This is a genomic window from Chryseobacterium sp. Marseille-Q3244 (genome assembly GCF_940807095.1).
GTDB lineage: Bacteria > Bacteroidota > Bacteroidia > Flavobacteriales > Weeksellaceae > Chryseobacterium.
In genome coordinates this window covers 288053-306868 of record NZ_CALNWX010000003.1, presented here as the reverse complement: position 1 = coordinate 306868, position 18816 = coordinate 288053, and the positions used below count along the sequence as shown (strand labels likewise).

Here is an 18816-nt window from a genome sequence, read left to right as displayed (position 1 = left end):
CTAAATTAAGTATTTTATTTTTTAGTTGCCTGTGGCATTCAAAAAAATTATCTTTGTTTCAATAAACTTTTACAGAGAAAAAGAATGGAAAATAGCAGGTATCCGAAGTTTACTTTCACATGGCTGGGCGCTGTTACTTTAGTGGTTGGATTGTTTGTGGGGACGATGGCTGTGTCTTTATTCAGTACCTTTTGGAAAGTGGTATTCAAAGAAAATCTTGAATTGAAAGACTGGTTCCTGATGGTAGCCAATTCTGTAGGATTTGTTATGGCAATTGCTTTCTTTGATTTTTTTATTGTAAGAAGAACCACCCAACAGAAACTTAATTTTAACCTTTCCTCCGTTAACTTTTCTACGTATCTCCTTATTTTTCCAATGATGGCCGGGATGATGTTTATATCAGAGTTTACCACAACACTGATTCCAACTTCAGGGCCTTTTTTTGGAGATTTCTATGAATATTTCACTCAGCTTATGAGCCAATTAACAGATAATCCTGTCGTTATGATTATCATGACGGTGATTATGGCTCCCGTTTTCGAAGAGATTATATTCAGGGGAATTATTCAAAAAGGATTGATTAATAAAGGAGTCGCACCTTGGAAAGCTATTTTATATGCATCTATTATTTTCGGAATCGTTCACGGAAATCCCTGGCAGTTTATCAGTGCTGTAATGCTGGGATGTGTTTTGGGATTGGTATATCATAAAACCAAGTCTTTATTGATGCCCATATTATTACATGCATTTAATAACCTGACGCTATCCTTATTGGTGCTGTATGGTAAAGAGGAAAGTTTTGCAAAAGTTTTTAATGTTTCAGAATGGCTGATTTTAGCCGTGGGAATTGTACTTTTTTCTTTGTTCTACTATCTTTTTATGAAGAAATATAAAGTACATTACTCTGAGATGTAATCAACAGCAGTTATAAAAGTAAAATTGAAAATGAATATAGAAATGGAATTATTGGTAGCTACCCACAACGAGCATAAAAAAGAAGAGATTCAGCAGATTTTAGGCGATGACTGTATTGTTAAAAGCCTTACAGATTATAATATTCACGAAGAAATTGTAGAAGATGGAGATTCTTTTCATGCCAATGCTTTGATTAAAGCTAAATACTGTTTTGAAAAGACAGGCGTTCCCAGTTTAGGAGATGATAGCGGACTTGTGGTAGAATCTTTAGAGGGAAGACCGGGAATATTTTCTGCCCGTTATGCCGGAGATCATGATTTTGCTAAAAATATCGAAAAAGTGTTGGAGGAAATGCAGGGAATAGAAAACAGAAAAGCTTATTTCGTGACTGTTTTATGTTACTATGATGAAAATGGAGCCCAGTATTTTGAAGGAAGAGTTCATGGAAATCTATTAACGGAAAATAAAGGATTTAAAGGATTTGGATATGATCCGATATTCGTTCCTGAAGGGTATGAGAGAACCTTTGCAGAAATGGATCCAGCAGATAAAAACAAGATTAGCCACCGTAAGCAGGCACTAGATTTGTTTATGGATTTTTTAAAAGTAAAGTAATCCGTATTACAGATAAATATAAACCATTTCCTTTTTATAGGAAGTGGTTTTTTTATGCTTTTCCTGCTTAAATTTAGCGGTAAAATATATGTTTTAAAATTTCTGTCGTACATTTGTTACAATAAACAATTGATTTGAGTACTTATTTAACAATATTAGGTTTTAATTCAGCAATTCCTACGGTCAATACCTCACCAACAGCCCAGTTACTGGAAATGGAAGAAAGGAACTTCCTGATCGATTGTGGGGAAGGAACCCAGGTGCAGCTGAGAAAAGCCAAAGCCAGATTTTCAAAGATCAATCATATTTTTATTTCTCATCTTCATGGAGACCATTGTTTTGGACTTCCGGGGCTTATTGCTTCTTTCCGTCTTTTAGGAAGGGAGAACCCATTACATGTTTATGGTCCGAAAGGAATAAAGAAAATGTTGGAGACGATCTTTCAGATTACAGAAACACATCGTGGCTTCGAAGTGGTTTATCATGAACTGGATAAGGATTATTCCGAAAAAATCTATGAAGATAATAGAGTAGAGGTATATACGATCCCATTGGATCATAGAATCTACTGTAATGGCTATCTTTTTAAAGAAAAACCAAAGGATAGACATCTGAATATGAAAGAAATTGCCAAATACAGTGAAATCGAAAGCTGCGATTATCATAACATAAAAGCAGGAAAGGATTTTGTATTAAGCGATGGTTATGTTCTTAAAAATGAAGTGCTGACCCTTGATCCGGCTCCGCCAGTATCATACGCATTCTGCAGTGATACTCGTTATCTTGAAAGTGTAATTCCAATCATTAAAAATGCTACGGTTCTGTATCACGAAGCTACTTTCCTTCATGATCTGAAGGAAATGGCAGATTATACGGGCCATACCACTGCATTGGAAGCGGCTACAATTGCCCAGAAAGCCCAGGTTGGAAAACTGATTTTAGGTCATTTCTCCAACCGATATGCTGATCTGACGGTATTTACCGATGAAGCAAGAAATATTTTTCCTAATTCATTTCTTCCAAAAGCGCTGGAAAGTGTAAAAATTTAAATAAATATGTTGAAGTTTGAAGAGCTTAGAAGCTTTCTGGATGAAAAGGCAGAGCAATATAATGCTCCTGATTTTATAGAAAATGACCCCATACAGATACCCCATCGTTTTTCATTAAAGCAGGACATTGAAATCGCAGGTTTTTTAGCGGCAACTATTTCGTGGGGAAACAGAAAGTCAATCATCAATTCTGCCAATAAAATACTTGATATCATGGGAAATTCTCCCTATGATTTTGTATTGAATTATTCCGAAAAAGATTTAAAAGATATTCAGGATAAAAGTATTCACAGAACTTTTAACGGAGAGGACTTTTCTTACTTTATTAAACAGTTCAACAGGATTTATAAAGAAAATGAAAGCCTGGAAGAACTGTTTAAGGTAAATGATTCTGAAACCAACTTCCAGCATGCGATAGAAAGATTCAGAAGTGGTTTTCTGGAAACGGAAAAACATAGAAGTCATAAGCATATCAGTTCACCTTACAAAAATTCTTCGGCCAAAAGAATCATCATGTTTCTGAGATGGATGGTACGTAAGGATAAGCGCGGTGTAGACTTTGGAATCTGGAAAGATATTGATCAGAAATACCTGTCTATCCCATTAGATGTACATACCGGAAATATTTCAAGAAAACTGGGATTGCTGGAAAGAACACAGAATGATTGGAAAACGGTGGAAGAACTGGATATAGCCATCAGACGATTTGATGATAAAGATCCTGCAAAATATGATTTTGCCTTGTTTGGATTAGGCGTAACTAAAGAACTGTTGTAAAAATATAAAGGATGAAAAAATATAGCGAAAAAGGTGAAGTTCTTGAGAAAATAGCAGATAGTATTACATCATGGATAGGATCTATTCAATCTCTGATTGTACATACTCTATTGTTTGTGACTTCGTTTTTGCTTCCGATGCTGAATATTGTTGATTTTGATAAAATGCTGCTGATTCTTACTACGGTACTTTCCCTGGAGGCTATTTATCTCGCAATCTTTATTCAGATGTCTGTCAATAAAAGCCATGAGAAAATTGAAGATATCCAGGAGGATATTGAAGATATTCAGGAAGATATTGAGGAAATTAGTGAGGATATCGAAGAGATTAGTGAAGATATTGAGGAGATTAATGAAGATATCGAAGATATTCAGGAAGACATTGAAGAAATCAGCGAGGATATTGAAGAAATTAACGAAGAAGAAGAGGAAGAAGACCACAATGAAAAGGCTAAAAATGCTATCCTGAAAAGCAATGTAAGTTCAAATAAAAATGAAATAAAGGCTTTAAAGGATATTATTGCTCAACTAAAAAATGAGATCGATCAATTAAAAAATGAAGAGTAAATAATTTTTGAAAAAAAAATCAGAAATAAAAAAACAGGTCAATGCGATTGATCTGTTTTTTTGTGATCGAATTTCTTTTTATTTGCAATTTGTTTAAAAATAAAATATATTTATTGTTGATTTTTATGAAAAAGTGAATAATAAGTGTCTGGAATGCTGATTTTATATCGTTATTTTTGCTACATTTGGGCAAAATCATATCAAAATGTTGCATTATAGATTTAAACACTACTTTTTTCTTTTCACATTTTTACTGACTTCTGCTTCTGCATTCTCACAGGTAAGTCCCAATAGAAAAACTGCAAAAACAAAGCCTACAGGACCAAGTGCGAAAGCAGGTAACTTTATAAATGTAAATGTTGCACCCTATCCGGCTACAGGGTATTTTCCGGAACAGTTAGTAAAAGATATTCTGATTAATGGGGGAAGTACCTGTACAACAGCAAATATTAGCAATGTTACAGTGTCTCCTAACCATACCATATTTAATCCCGATAGATTTTGGGGGTATTTCAATAGAGGAACAGCAGATTTTCCCTTTAAAGATGGGATTGTACTGACGACCGGTTATGCAAAAGATGCCGGAAATAGCTTTACTACTGATATGAGTGGACAAGTAGATTCAGGAAGTGATCCTGATCTTGTAGCTGCTACTAATCCTACTGTAGAATTGAAAGACGCAGTTTCTCTTGAATTTGATTTTGTACCTAATTCTACTCAGGTAAGATTTAATTACATATTTGCTTCTGAAGAATATTCCGGAGGCTACCCTTGCCAGGGATTTTCTGATGCTTTTGCACTTTTGTTGAAAAAAGTAGGGGATCCTACTTATACTAATTTAGCAGTATTGCCTGGAAACGCAGGACCGGTGAGTGCAACGAATATTGTTCCGAGCGGACCAGGGTTTTCCTGTGGTCCTATCAATGAAGCTTATTTTGCTGGAATTAATGTGCCGCACTTAGGAATCAATTATGCTGGGAGAACGATCCCTTTAACTGCTATTGCGACTGTAATTCCTGGGGAAACCTACCACTTCAAAATGGTTATTGCGGATGGGAAAGACCAAAGTTTAGATTCTGCAGTTTTCCTGGAAGGAGGATCGTTTGATGTTGGGGTTAAAATTGTAGATGAAAACGGAGCAACTCTGCCAGGTACAATCAATATGTGTGATAATACCCCTAAGACATTGAAAGCTCTATTGGAACTCGTGCCGGGAATGACCTTCCAGTGGTATAAGGATGGCGTTTTGATCCCTGGAGCAACCAGTGCGATCTATGTTGCTACTGAGCCGGGAGTATATTTGATAAAAGTAATGACTCCGGGAAGTCAGTGTCCTGGAGAAGCTACGGTTAAAGTTATTGGGGGAACAAGCCCTACGGTACAGGATGCTGTACTTAAGCTTTGTACAACACCTGCGGTGACTACTTTTAATCTAGACGCAGCAATACCTATGATTACTACGACACCGGGAGCGGTAGTCCGTTTTTATTCTAAATTGCCAGATGCACAGGCTCAAAATAATAATAATATTAAAAATACTACCAGCTATAGCGGAAATGATGGGGAAGTGTTGCATGTTCTTGTCACTAATGGAGGATTCTGTAGCAGGATCGCAACATTGACTCTGAATAAAGAAGCAACGCCTACAGCTGGTCTGAATGTCGCAAAACTGAAAATCTGTTTAGGAGAATCTGTATTGATGACTGCAACAGGTGGAGTAACATATGAATGGAAGGATACAGCATCTGTTACAGATGGAACCAGAACAGTGAGTCCAACTAAAACAACTACTTATTCAGTATATGCAATCGGAGCACAGGGATGTAAGTCTCCAACGCCTGCAGAAGTTACCATAGAGGTAGTACCAGCTATTGTTTCTACCTTGAAGGGTGGTCATATCTGTGAAGGTGACAGGATTACTTTAGATGCAGGTTCAGGGCCTGGATATACCTACGAATGGAATACTGGTGATACTACACAGAGTATTTCGGTTAATAAGCCGGGAGAATATACAGTAACAATTAAGAATGGAGTTTGTTCTAAAGAATTTAAAACACAGGTTATAAAGGCTGTAGTTCCTGAAATTATTAAAGTTAATTATAATGACAGAGGAACTATGATTCTTACGGCAAGCAATCCTAGTAATGGGGTGCTGGAATATTCAGTAGATAATGGGCTGACATGGCAGGCTTCCAATACGTTTACCAATGTGCCTAAAAACGAGATTATTTCTATTCGTGTAAGAGTGAAGAATACAAGCTGTGTAGGCTTCCTTGAATACTTTACTTTTGTGATGAAAAATGTAATTACTCCAAATGGAGATAACATTAATGATATTATTGACTTCAGAGGAATTGTAAAGTATAAAGGATTCAGTGGTATGATCTTCGATCGATACGGAAAAGAAGTCTTCAGAGCAGAGAAGTTCAGACCATATTGGGATGGTTATTTCCAAGGAAAGCGACTGCCGTCCTCATCCTATTGGTATCAGGTTACCTTCGAAGACCCTGCAAGCAAATTACCAACGGTAAAAACAGGTTGGATCCTGCTTAAGAATATAGAATAATTTAAAATCATAATTGAAAGACTGACTGCTTTGTCAGTCTTTTTTTATGATATTAAAATAAATAAAGTTGATATTCTACGATTAATAAATTTGAATTAGTAATAATGTAAATAATGTTAAACTGCATTTCAATCAAAAAAAATAGTATTTTTGTTTAAAATAATATAAAATGTTAAATAGGAGGAAAGGAAGTTTATTTTTAGTGTTATTTTTTATTTTTATAGGGAGCTTTATTTTTGCCCAAAATAGGGTGGTAAAAAAAGGAGTGCCCTCAAAAAATAACAGTGCTACTGCAAAAGCTGGAGCTTTTATAGATGTAAACACTTCCAATTATCCTGAGTCTTCTTACAGTATTACTCAGTTGGTAAAAGATGTCCTTATATCAGGCGGAGGATGTGCTAGTAACAATGTAAGCGGTGTAGTGGTATATCCGAATTTGCCTCCATCTAATCAGAACCGAAGCTGGGGGTACTTTAATAAAGGAACTACAAATTTTCCATTCAATAGAGGAGTTATTCTTTCTACAGGATTTGCCAAAAATGCAGGGAATTCTTTTATAGCTGACCTTAATGATGATCTAGGAACAGGCGGAGATTTAGACTTGGCGACAGCTTTGAATATTCCTAATGACAAGCTGGCTAATGCTACTTATATAGAATTCGATTTTGTTGCTGTTTCCTCTGAAATAACCTTTAAATATATATTCGCTTCGAAAGAATATCAGGATAACTTCCCATGTAATATTACGGATGGTTTTGCTTTGTTATTGAAAAAAGCCGGAGATCCTACATATACCAATATGGCGGTATTGCCGGGGGGAGCAGGACCAGTAAGTGTAACGAATATTCGTCCCGCATATCCTAATTGCGGACCTAAAAATGAGGCTTATTATGGAGGAACAAATACCGCTCAAATAGAAACCAATTTTAATGGCCGTACAATTCCATTAACAGCAAAAGCGACGGTAATTCCTGGACAGAGTTATCATTTTAAAATGGTATTGGCTGATTTTCAGGATGCTAATTATGATTCGGCGGTGTTTTTAGATGCTGGATCGTTTGATTTAGGGGTAAGCATTCTGGGGCCAGGGGGAGTGAAGCTTCCAAGCTCAGTAAATATGTGTGATAATACACCACAAACTTTTACAGCTTCTGTTCAGGTGCCTAATGTAACCTATCAATGGTTTTTAAATAATAATCCTATTGCTGGAGCTACCAATGCTAGTTATACGGCAACTCAACCTGGAGTGTATACCGTTAAAGTGTATATACAGGGAAGTTCTTGTCCTGGAGAGGCAACCATCACTGTTGTGGGAGGAACTTCTCCTACGGTACAGAATGCTACATTAACGGCTTGCTATGCTGCTGGAAATGCTACATTTAATTTACCTGTAGCACAGCCCGCAATAAGTACAACAGCAGGAGCGGTCTTTACTTATTATACAACACTGGCTGATGCTAATGCAGGAAATGCCAATACAATTCCGAATCCCACTACTTATCAAAGTGCGGGAGGGACTGTTTATGTAAGAGTCAGAAATGGTTTCTGTGCTAAAGTCGCTGAGTTGACTTTGGTAAAAGCTCCGCAAATGACAGGATCTATTGTACCTCCTTCAGTATTGACTTGTGCTAACTCTCAGATTACCTTGGATGCTTCGGCTTCAGTTTATCCTACGGGGGCTACATTTAACTGGACTACTACAGGAGGAAATATTGTTTCAGGAGGAAATACGTTAAATCCTGTAATTAATGCACCGGGAACATATACATTAACGATATCACAGGTATATCAGCCTGGAAATATCAACTGTACAGCGACTGCAACAGTAACGGTGACGGGAAACAGTGCGCCACCCAATCCATCCCTTACAGCTCCTAAATTAAAGATTTGTAAAGGAGAATCTATAACATTAACAGCTTCAGGAGGAGCAACATATAATTGGGGAGGAGGTCTTCCGGGAAATGGAAATACACAAACTGTATCACCAACAGTTACTACAACATATACTGTGACTGCTATTGGTGCTAACGGATGTGCTTCTGCTACACCTGCAACGCTTACTATAGAAGTGTCAGAACCGTTTACCGCACAAAATGCAATTCTACATAAGTGTTATCAGCCAGGATTAACCTATAACCTTAAAGAATCGGAAGGACAAATTACTACAGCCACAGGGGTAACATTTACCTATTATGTAATTCAGGCTGATGCTAATGCCGGTAATGCTAATTCTATTGCAGCTCCTACAACATATTCACCTACTTCAGCAAATCAGACAATCTATGTAAGGGTTAGCAACGGCGGTTGTAGCTATGTAGTTTCTCTACAATTATTGAGAACAGCAGAAACAACCCTGACAATTGCAGCACCGCAGACTATTACCTGTACAACTCCTCAAATTACACTTAATGCATCAGCTTCTGTACTGCCAGCTGGATCTACAATTACCTGGACTACAGTTGGAGGTAATATCGTGTCAGGGGCTAATACACTTACCCCAGTCGTGAGTGCAGGCGGAACTTATACATTGACTGTTGCCAATGTGTTTCAGCCTGGAAATCTGAGTTGTTCCTATAATTCCACGGTAACAGTAACTCAGGATAAAGTAGCACCGGTTGCGGCGCTTGTATCGTCTCATTCTCGTATATGTGAGGGGGAATCAGTAGTTTTAACCGCCTCTGGTGGGACTACCTATGCTTGGGGGAATGGACTTACAGGTACCGGAAATACGCAAACTGTATCTCCAACAGTTACTACGACATATACCGTAACTGCTATAGGAGCTAATGGATGCCCTTCTGCTACACCGGCAACTGTTGTAGTTCAGGTAGGACCTCCAATAGCGGGAGTTTCAGCGGATAAAATGAAAATATGTGCCGGTGAATCTGTTACTCTTACCGCTACAGGTGGAATTACTTATAATTGGGTAGGTCTTGCCGGGAATGGAGATACGCAGGTAGTAACTCCTACAATCACTACAGAATATTCTGTATTTGCACTGGGAGGAAACGGGTGTAGTTCTCTTGTTGCTGCTAAAGTGAAAATTGAAGTAGTTCCTGCTATTGTGTCTACATTAGAAAATGTATATGTATGTGCTGGAGATAATGGAATTCTTGATGCAGGAGCAGGGCCTAATTATACCTATCTGTGGAATACGGGAGCTACTACCCAGACGATTACTACAAAAGTTGCAGGAACTTATTCTGTAACAATTAGTAACGGAGTATGTTCTAAAGTCTTTACTGCACAGCTTATCAATCCTGATCTTCCTGAAATTATTAATGTTGTATATGATAAGAATATATTAACACTTACAGCAAGTAACCCAACAGGAGGTACCTTAGAATACTCTATTAATAATGGAGTGACCTGGCAAAGCTCAAATGTGTTTAATGGAGTTCTGGATAATACAATGTATCATTTAATGGTTAGAGTAAAAAATGCAAAATGTGGAACTTCAATAGATTATTTCACCTTTGTACTCAGCAATGCCATTACTCCTAATATGGATGGGATAAATGACACCATAGATTTTAGTGGAATCAGTGGATATAAGGATTTTGCAGCTTCTATTTTTGATAGGTATGGAGCTGAGGTTTTCAAGGCAACAAAAGGAGACGTTATATGGCGAGGATCTCTAAAAGGAATTAATTTGCCTACAGGGACTTACTGGTATAGAGTTCAGTGGGAAAATCCTGCCAATAAGAAACTGGAACAACGTTCGGGTTGGATTTTATTGAAAAACAGAAATTAAAATTATTTATAAATATTAAATAAACAGTAAAACCTTCCTTTTTTTTGGAGGGTTTTGTTGTTTTTGGTATTGAGTTTTAATTGTTATTTTAATATTTTCCCGATTGGTGATGAATTTTATAAATTATATTTGGAATTTGAATTATCATTTTATTAAAAACGGTTTAATTATTGGTAGATGTGTATTGTTGCTTGAAATGTTGTAGTTTTTTTATAAAAAACATAAATATGTGTATGGTATATTTAAAAAAAAATTAAATTTGTTGAAACAAAAATATTATGATAAGATACCTACCGCTTTGTTTGTTTTTTTTATTCATCTCGAATTTTTCGTTTTCTCAGAATCATCAGCCTAGGCCATTTATGAAAAAGCAGGCGACTGCTCAGTCTAAAAAGGCCGGAGCTTTTATTGATGTGAATGCTCCGGGATACCCGGAATCCAGTTTTAGTATAGAAAAATTGGTAAAAGATGTATTGATTTCATCTGGAACAAATACCTGTATTACTCCTAATGTAACCAATGTGAAAATCACACCTAATCATGCTGTAGGTGATGCAAACAGAGCCTGGGGATACTTCCATAAGGCAACAACTAATTTCCCTTTTAAAGACGGAATTGTTCTTTCGACGGGATATGCAAGAAAGGCTGGTAATAATTTTGAAGCCAGCAATAGTGATACCAATGGTGGGGGAACGGATACTGATTTGGCACAGGTTATTGGAGTGCCGGAAGCTGATTTAAATGACGCGGTACTTCTGGAGTTTGACTTTGTTCCTACCACTTCTCAAATTAAATTTAATTATTTACTTGCATCTGAAGAATATACGGGGACATTCCCATGTAAATATGCGGATGCTTTCATTATATTACTGAAGCCTACATCGGGAGGCCCTTACACAAACATGGCAATATTACCGGGAGGAGCCGGACCGGTAAGTATTACCAATATTCACCCTGCAATCGGAACTACTTGTGGAGCTGTAAATCAACAGTATTTTGGAGGGTATAATACTGCCAATATTGAAACAAACTTTAATGGAAGAACGGTTCCGCTTACAGCAGTAGCTGATGTAGTAGCAGGACAGCAATATCACTTCAAAATGGTTATTGCTGATTATCTTGACCATAGTTATGATTCCGCAGTATTTTTGGAAGGAGGATCCTTCAATATAGGCGTAGATCTTTTAGGCCCTGGTGGAACAAAATTACCTAGCGATATTAATGTATGTGATAATGTACCTCAGATACTTACCGCTTCTGTAAATGATCCGAACTTATTATACCAGTGGTTTTATAACGGAACTTTGATTCCTAATGCTACCACCAATGTAGTTACCGCTACACAACCCGGGACCTATACTATTCAGGTAAGTGTCCCTGGAAACCCTTGTCCGGGTAAAGCTTCCATAGAAATTCATGGAGGGACAACACCTCAGGCAAATGATGCTACATTACTGCTTTGTACTACGCCGGATATTACCACTTTTGATTTAAGTAGCATTAAATCAACAATTAGTACAACTCCAGGAGCTATATTCAAGTTTTATGAAAATAAGACGGATGCTGTTGCTGAGAATAATAGTTATATCCAAAATATCCTTAACTACAATGGTAATGATGGTCAGATATTATATGTGGTTGTTTCCAACGGAGGTTTCTGTAGCAAATTGGTTGAGTTGAAATTACTTAAAGAAGAAACCCCAGTTGCTAAACTGAAAACATCTTCTATACAGATATGCCCGGGAGAATCTGTAACACTTACGGCTGAAGGAGGAGATACTTATCTTTGGAGCAACTTCCCGGGAACAGGCAATATGCAGACGGTTACCCTACACCAGACTACCGTATTTACTGTATATGCAATAGGAGCAAAAGGATGTAAATCTCTTAATCCTGCAACCATAAGAATTGAGGTTGTTCCTGAAATTAAAAGTACATTGGCAGACGTTGAAATATGTGACGGAGATCGTGTTACTCTTGATGCAGGAGCCGGACCTAAATATAAATACAAATGGAGTACAGGAGCTACTACCCAAAAGATAGATGTTGAGAAATGGGGAATCTATACCGTTGAAATTGATAATGGATATTGTAAAAAAATCTTCTCTGCTAAAGTATTAGGAGCTGCCATTCCTTATGTAACCGGAATAGATTATCAGACATCTAAAAAAACACTGACAGTTACTGCAGAAAATCCTCCAATGAATAATACGCCAAGCAGTCTGGAATATTCTATTGATAATCGAATTACATGGCAGGAATCTAATGTGTTTTCTGGACTTTTAGATAATGTGAATTATACCATTCTGGTAAGAAGAGTAGGAACTCACTGTGTAGGAACTTTTGACTTCTTTACTTTACAGATCAATAATTTTATTACTCCCAATAATGATGGAATTAATGATGTATTAGATCTAAAGGCTTTGGGTCAGTTCAAAAACTTTACAGGTTCTATCTATGACAGGTATGGAGTAGAGATGTTCAGGTTCACAAAAGAAACACCAATTTGGGATGGTACTTTACTGGGTAAGAGATTGCCATCTGCAACGTATTGGTATAAGTTTACTTATGAATATCCAAAATCTAAAACTCAGATGAACTGGTCCGGTTGGATCATGTTGAAAAACAGAGAATAATATAATAAAAGAAAGCCTTTCATCTGAAAGGCTTTCTTTTTATAGAAATACTGATAAAAGCTCCTCATTAAAGGAGTTTTTTTATATATCTTATTGGTTTTCTTTCCAGAGGTTAGCAAAGTGGATGAAGTCAGAAACACTAAGTTCTTCTGCTCTTTTATCTAAAAATTCATGACCTTTCAAAGCTTCAGGAATGTTCAGTGTCTTTAATGCATTGGAGAGTTTTTTTCTTCTTTGATTGAAACCTGTCTTTACAATCTGCTTAAAAAGAATCTCATTACCGGTTAGTCCTTCTTTAGGATTTCTTGTAAGGCGGATAACGCCCGATTTTACCTTTGGTGGTGGATTAAAGACATTCTCATGGACCGTAAACATATAGGAAACGTCATAATAAGCCTGAATAAGAACGGAAAGAATACCATAATTTTTAGTTCTTGGAACAGCAGCGGTTCTTTCAGCTACTTCTTTCTGGAACATTCCCACCATTTCAGGAATCAGCTCGTAATAATCAACGATCTGGAATAATATCTGCGATGAAATATTATACGGGAAGTTCCCGATAATCGCAATCTGCTCATCTTTGATAAAATTAAAATCCTGCTTCAGGAAATCTCCTACAAAAGTACTTTCCGTAACCTTAGAATAATTATTTTTCAGGTATTCTATAGATTCCGTGTCAATTTCGGCAAGATAAATGTTCTGATCTTTTTCAAGAAGATATTTGGTAAGAACCCCCATTCCGGGACCTACTTCCATGATGTTATTATAGTTCTCAAAACTAAGACCTTCTACAATTTTTCTTGCGATGTTTTCATCTGTCAAAAAGTGTTGACCAAGATGCTTTTTTGCTTTTACACTCAATGTTTTTTATGATTTTATTAACAGTGATTTTCTCTTTTTCGTTCCCAAATTTCGGAAGATTTTTTCTATTTTAGCCAAAAATTTTAATATTAATGGCTAAATCTGTAGATGAGTTTAATAAGAAAAGGCTTCGGTCCAGCAATATTACAGTAGTGATAAGTATTGCCTTAGTGTTATTTTTGTTAGGATTAATGGGACTTATTTTAATTAATGCCCAGAAGTATTCTGACTATATCAAAGAACAATTGGTGGTGAACGCTTACTTTGATGAAAATTATGACGCTAAAGATTCTGTAAAAATTGCAAAACTAGAGGAAGAAACTTTTAAAAAGGTACAGACGTTAGCTCCTGTAAAAAAAGCAACCTATATTTCAAGAAGCATGGCTGCCAAGGAAGCTAAAAAGAGTATGGGAATTGATAGTGATGCGTTATTTGAAGAAAACATCTTCCCATCATCTATTGAAGTTGCTTTAAAACCTGAATATGTAGATCCTGCGAAAATTGATGAAGCGATCAAAGTCATAAAATCAGTTCCTGGCATTATCGATGTAAAGAATGACAGTACTTTGATGGTAGATGTGTACAATAACCTGAGCAGAATTTTAAAATGGATTTTTGGATTTTCATTGCTGTTTTTAGTATTGGCTGTAGTGTTAATTAACAATTCTATCCGTCTTAAAATTTTCTCCAAGAGATTTATTATTAAAACCATGCAGCTGGTGGGCGCAAAAAGAAGATTTATTCTTAAGCCTTTTATCATTGAAGCCATTGTTTTAGGGGCAATTGGTTCTGTAATTGGTCTTATTGCCTTAGGGGGTGTTTGGTATTATTTTACAAGCCAGATAGGATCCGCTTTTGTACAGGACAATAATCAGTATTTCTGGTTGGTAATCTTAGTATTGGGAGTAGGAATTTTTATTTCCGTCTTAAGTACTATTTTTGCAACATGGAGATTCTTAAAATCAAACGTTGACGACTTATATTACTCTTAAAAATGAGCAAAAAAACAAATAAATTTTCTGCTTCAGACTTCGGAAGCGAAGCAGAAGTGCCACAGGAAAATACATTCTACTTCGGAAAAGAGAACTTCAAATGGATGCTGATCGGGCTGGCATTTATTGTGGTTGGATTTCTTTTGATGATGGGAGCTGATGCCAATACCGTAGATGGTAAATTTGACCCCAATTCTTGGAATGACGATATCTTTTCTATCAGAAGGATCAGAATTGCTCCGTTATTTGTTGTGATAGGTTTTGTAATAGAAGTCTACGCTATTTTAAAAAGAAAATAAATTAAAAATTTATATTTTGAGATTAAGAGATTAAGACATTTAGAGTCCAGTACTTTAAATATCTCAATCTCTTAATCTTTTAATTTTTGTAAAAGAATATGGATTTAATCAAAGCAATTATTATTGCCATTGTAGAGGGATTAACAGAATATCTTCCTATCTCATCTACAGCACACATGGGATTCACTGCCAATTTATTGGGAATGCCCGATGATGAATTTTTGAAAATGTTTCAGGTTTCCATTCAGTTTGGGGCTATTTTGTCAGTTGTAGTGGCGTATTGGAAGAAGTTTTTCGATTTGAATAATATTCAGTTTTATTTTAAACTGGCCTTTGCAGTAGTTCCTGCATTGGTATTAGGATATTTATTCGATGATAAAATTGAAGCCGTTCTGGGAAATCAGATTGCTATTTCTTCAGTATTGGTTTTAGGTGGAGTAGTTTTATTGTTTGCTGATAAATGGTTTAAAAACCCTAAAATTGATGATGAAAAAGGAATTACGATAAGAAAGGCGGTAACCATAGGATTCTGGCAGTGTCTGGCAATGATGCCGGGAACAAGCCGTAGTGCAGCATCTATTATTGGAGGGATGACACAGGGACTTACCAGGAAAGCGGCTGCAGAATTTTCTTTCTTTCTTGCAGTGCCTACTATGTTGGCGGTAACAGTGTATTCCGTTTTTGTAAAGACATGGGGAAAAGAAACGGCTAATCCACAGAAAGGATATGAAATGATTATGGCTTCACAAGATCACATTATGATCTTCGTGATAGGAAATGTGGTGGCATTTATTGTAGCTCTTATTGCTATCAAAGCATTCATTGGTGTACTTAACAAATATGGTTTCAGACCTTGGGGATGGTACCGTATTTTCGTAGGAATTGCTTTACTAATCTATTTTTATTTCTTTAAATAAAAAACATTCATATATCCATTAATGACGGCGGAAGAACTGAAATCAGGATACATTTTTTTATTGGATAAGCCTTTGGACTGGACTTCCTTCCAGGCTGTCAATAAAATGAAATATAAACTTAAAAGGGAGTTTGACCTTCCTAAAAAATTTAAAATCGGACATGCAGGAACCCTGGATCCAAGAGCAACCGGGCTTCTGATTGTTTGCTGTGGAAAATTCACGAAAAAAATTCCTGAAATTCAGGATGCTCCTAAAGAATACTGGACAGAGATTAAAATAGGAGTACAAACTGAATCTTACGACACTGAAAAGCCTGAAATCCTTCATCAGGATATTTCGCATATCACTGAAGAACAGGTAAAAGAAGCATTGGAAAAATTCGTTGGCGAAATCGAACAGAAACCACCGGTTTATTCTGCAATAAAGATTGATGGTGAAAGAGCCTATAATCTGGCTAGAGCAGGAGAAGAAGTGGAAATGAAGTCCAGAAAAACAACCATTCATTATCTTAAAGATATTGTAATAGAGTTTCCTTTGATAAGCTTTACAGTGGGATGTTCAAAAGGAACCTACATCAGAAGTCTCGCTCATGATATTGGGCAGGAATTAGGAGTAGGAGCTTATTTAACACAATTGAGAAGAACAAAAATCGGAGATTATAAAATCGAAGATGCTACAGCTCAGTTTTTAAATAATGATTTTAGATTTCAAGGAGAATAAAATAATTCCGGTTACGGAAAGAATTCATGGAAAAGACACGTATCAATAAATATTTATCAGAAGTAGGTTACTGTTCAAGAAGAGCAGCTGATAAGCTGTTGGAAGAAGGAAGAATAACAATTAACGGTAAAATTCCTGAACTGGGAACCAAAGTTTCTGATGAAGATCTGGTAGAAGTAGATGGCAAGCCCATTAGAGAACCACAGGAAAAACCAGTTTATATTGCTTTCAATAAACCTGTAGGAATTGTATGTACCACAGATACCAAACGTGAAAAGAATAATATCGTAGATTATATCAGCCACCCCAAAAGAATTTTTCCAATCGGAAGGCTGGATAAACCCAGTGAAGGACTTATTCTTTTAACCAGTGATGGTGACATTGTAAATAAAATTCTACGAGCCAGAAATAATCACGAAAAAGAATACTTGGTCCGTGTAGACAAGCCGATCACTCCAAGGTTTCTGGAAAAAATGAGAAACGGAGTTCCTATTCTGGATACTGTGACCAAGAAATGTGAAGTGGAGAAGATTGATGAAATGAATTTCAGAATTATTCTTACCCAAGGTTTAAACAGGCAAATCCGCAGAATGTGTGAATACTTGGGCTATGATGTAAAAAAGCTGAAAAGGATTCGTATCATGAATATCAAACTGGATCTCCCAATCGGAAAATGGAGAGACTTAACCGAGGATGAGCTTAATGCATTAAACGGTTTGCTTACAGACTCAAGTAAAACAATTGATTAAGATTCAATAATTAATAAGTTATCAATAAAAAAGTAGGAAGTGGTTTTCCTACTTTTTTTATGACGTATGGGTAATGTTTTATATAAGCAAGGATGACTTGTTTTTATTTTAAGTATAATTTCATTTTTTCTTCATATTCAGGTTTTAATTTCAGAAATTTCAAAATTTTCTTGTCATCAGGATAGGTGATGCGATAGAAGATAATTTTGTCAGCAGAATATTTAAAATAAGGATGATCTTTCAACCATTCTTCAGGAGCATCTGTTAATGTGTATTTAGGAACGCTGGAAGTATCCAATGGGGCAATGGATATTAATTTTTGAACCCCTTCCTTATCAATATTATAGGTATCCAGAATCTGTTGTTTATTAACAAATCCCCTCAGCTTTTTTCTAAAGCCAATCATAGAGCCGGCACTCTTTTCATCCAGTCCAAACTCTATAAGCTGCTTAAAGGTAATGGTATTGAGATCTGTTTTTGAGAAATCAGTTTTTTCTTGCTGTTTCTCTTCTTTCTTTACAGTCGCTGGACTGAGCTTGATAAAAGGTTTCATCTCCTGAAATTTCTCGGCAGAAATTACAAAGCATTTTTGTAGATCATCAATATCTTTAAAGCTACCTCCGAGATTTCTATCGCGGTAATTCACAATAATCTGAGCCTGTTTCTCAGAAAAACCAAGTTTTTGCCATCCCTCAACATCCAGACGGTTCGGATCAAAAGTATGATATTGTATTTTTATCTTTTCAGGATAACGGGCTCCAGAGGCTTTAAAGTTCTCAGGAGTTTTTGCCGGCAACAGTAAATAAGATTCCAGCTTATTATAATTTTCAGGAGAAATGATAAAGCATTCTCTGAACTTTTCTTTACTTATAAAGCTTCCTCCAAGATAGTTTTTATATTTTAGAATAGCTTCCGCCTGTTTTTCACTGAATCCCATTTTAATCCAATCACGGACAGTTTTCATATCTGGATTAAACTTTCCGGAAACCTTAATTTCTTTCTTTTCAAAGTTGTTAGCAGGTTGGGAATTATTCTTTTCAGAAGCTTCAGGAAGCAGAATGAAGGGTTTCAGTTCTTCAAATTTTTCATCTGAAATAGCATAACATTTTTTCAATTGTTCTTTTGACGTAAAAGTCCCGCCTACAATGTCTTTATATTTAAGGATAGTAGATACCTGTTTTTCAGAAAAGCCGAGCTTTTGCCAACGTTCCGGACTTAAAATATTGGGGTCAAAATCTGTTAAGTTGGCATTAACTGAAGTTCCGGCAATGAATTTTATCTCAGGAAAAGGCTCCTTATCTTTGCGAGTATATTTCTGAAAAGCTAATAGAATAGCCAATACAATGACCATAAAAGCCAGTTTTTGGTAATAGTTTTTTCTCATCATGTGTATATAAAGT

Annotated in this window: 15 protein-coding genes; 13 read left to right on the top strand and 2 right to left on the bottom strand. The window is 36.2% G+C overall.

Annotated features, from left to right (window positions below; translation table 11 throughout):
* Positions 1–84 precede the first annotated feature (84 nt).
* The 8 genes from NBX25_RS07200 to NBX25_RS07165 all read left to right on the top strand — a co-directional run bounded on the left by NBX25_RS07200 (position 85) and on the right by NBX25_RS07165 (position 12878).
* Positions 85–915, top strand: a complete 831-nt coding sequence (locus NBX25_RS07200; RefSeq protein WP_123908424.1) for a CPBP family intramembrane glutamic endopeptidase — start codon at positions 85–87, stop codon at positions 913–915.
* 30 nt (positions 916–945) lie between these two features.
* Complete coding sequence (rdgB, locus tag NBX25_RS07195) at positions 946–1530, top strand: RdgB/HAM1 family non-canonical purine NTP pyrophosphatase (RefSeq protein WP_502799740.1); 585 nt, start codon at positions 946–948, stop codon at positions 1528–1530.
* Between the two features lie 134 nt (positions 1531–1664).
* The gene (locus NBX25_RS07190) at positions 1665–2579 is read left to right on the top strand and encodes a ribonuclease Z (RefSeq protein WP_250253289.1); all 915 of its coding nucleotides are present in this window, start codon (positions 1665–1667) and stop codon (positions 2577–2579) included.
* 6 nt (positions 2580–2585) lie between these two features.
* Positions 2586–3356: a TIGR02757 family protein gene (locus tag NBX25_RS07185; RefSeq protein ID WP_502799739.1), complete on the top strand. Its 771-nt coding sequence runs from the start codon at positions 2586–2588 to the stop codon at positions 3354–3356.
* A gap of 11 nt (positions 3357–3367) precedes the next feature.
* Positions 3368–3922 (top strand): DUF1003 domain-containing protein, encoded by a 555-nt coding sequence (locus NBX25_RS07180; RefSeq protein WP_123859892.1) that lies wholly within the window; start codon positions 3368–3370, stop codon positions 3920–3922.
* Positions 3923–4127: 205 nt separating this feature from the next.
* Positions 4128–6488: a choice-of-anchor L domain-containing protein gene (locus tag NBX25_RS07175; protein WP_250253288.1), complete on the top strand. Its 2361-nt coding sequence runs from the start codon at positions 4128–4130 to the stop codon at positions 6486–6488.
* A gap of 169 nt (positions 6489–6657) precedes the next feature.
* Positions 6658–10242: a choice-of-anchor L domain-containing protein gene (locus tag NBX25_RS07170; RefSeq protein WP_250253287.1), complete on the top strand. Its 3585-nt coding sequence runs from the start codon at positions 6658–6660 to the stop codon at positions 10240–10242.
* 362 nt (positions 10243–10604) lie between these two features.
* Positions 10605–12878: a choice-of-anchor L domain-containing protein gene (locus tag NBX25_RS07165; RefSeq protein ID WP_349815568.1), complete on the top strand. Its 2274-nt coding sequence runs from the start codon at positions 10605–10607 to the stop codon at positions 12876–12878.
* A 90-nt stretch (positions 12879–12968) separates the two neighbouring features.
* On the opposite strand, the gene rsmA is transcribed toward NBX25_RS07165, so the two are convergent.
* Positions 12969–13739 (bottom strand): 16S rRNA (adenine(1518)-N(6)/adenine(1519)-N(6))-dimethyltransferase RsmA, encoded by a 771-nt coding sequence (gene rsmA / locus NBX25_RS07160; protein WP_123908419.1) that lies wholly within the window; start codon positions 13737–13739, stop codon positions 12969–12971.
* A 92-nt stretch (positions 13740–13831) separates the two neighbouring features.
* On the opposite strand from rsmA, the gene NBX25_RS07155 reads away from it, so the two are divergent.
* The 5 genes from NBX25_RS07155 to rluF all read left to right on the top strand — a co-directional run bounded on the left by NBX25_RS07155 (position 13832) and on the right by rluF (position 17416).
* Positions 13832–14731, top strand: a complete 900-nt coding sequence (locus tag NBX25_RS07155; protein WP_123908418.1) for a cell division protein FtsX — start codon at positions 13832–13834, stop codon at positions 14729–14731.
* A 2-nt stretch (positions 14732–14733) separates the two neighbouring features.
* Positions 14734–15030, top strand: a complete 297-nt coding sequence (locus tag NBX25_RS07150; protein ID WP_123859904.1) for a DUF3098 domain-containing protein — start codon at positions 14734–14736, stop codon at positions 15028–15030.
* 98 nt (positions 15031–15128) lie between these two features.
* Entirely contained in the window at positions 15129–15947 is an 819-nt protein-coding gene (locus NBX25_RS07145; protein WP_123908417.1) for an undecaprenyl-diphosphate phosphatase, read from the top strand.
* A gap of 21 nt (positions 15948–15968) precedes the next feature.
* A complete protein-coding gene (gene truB / locus NBX25_RS07140; RefSeq protein WP_123908416.1) occupies positions 15969–16667 on the top strand; it encodes a tRNA pseudouridine(55) synthase TruB in 699 nt (232 codons plus the stop codon).
* Between the two features lie 26 nt (positions 16668–16693).
* Entirely contained in the window at positions 16694–17416 is a 723-nt protein-coding gene (gene rluF / locus NBX25_RS07135) for a 23S rRNA pseudouridine(2604) synthase RluF (RefSeq protein WP_123908415.1), read from the top strand.
* Between the two features lie 103 nt (positions 17417–17519).
* Here rluF and NBX25_RS07130 read toward each other — a convergent pair whose 3' ends face one another.
* A complete protein-coding gene (locus tag NBX25_RS07130) occupies positions 17520–18803 on the bottom strand; it encodes a ComEA family DNA-binding protein (RefSeq protein ID WP_250253285.1) in 1284 nt (427 codons plus the stop codon).
* Positions 18804–18816 lie beyond the last annotated feature (13 nt).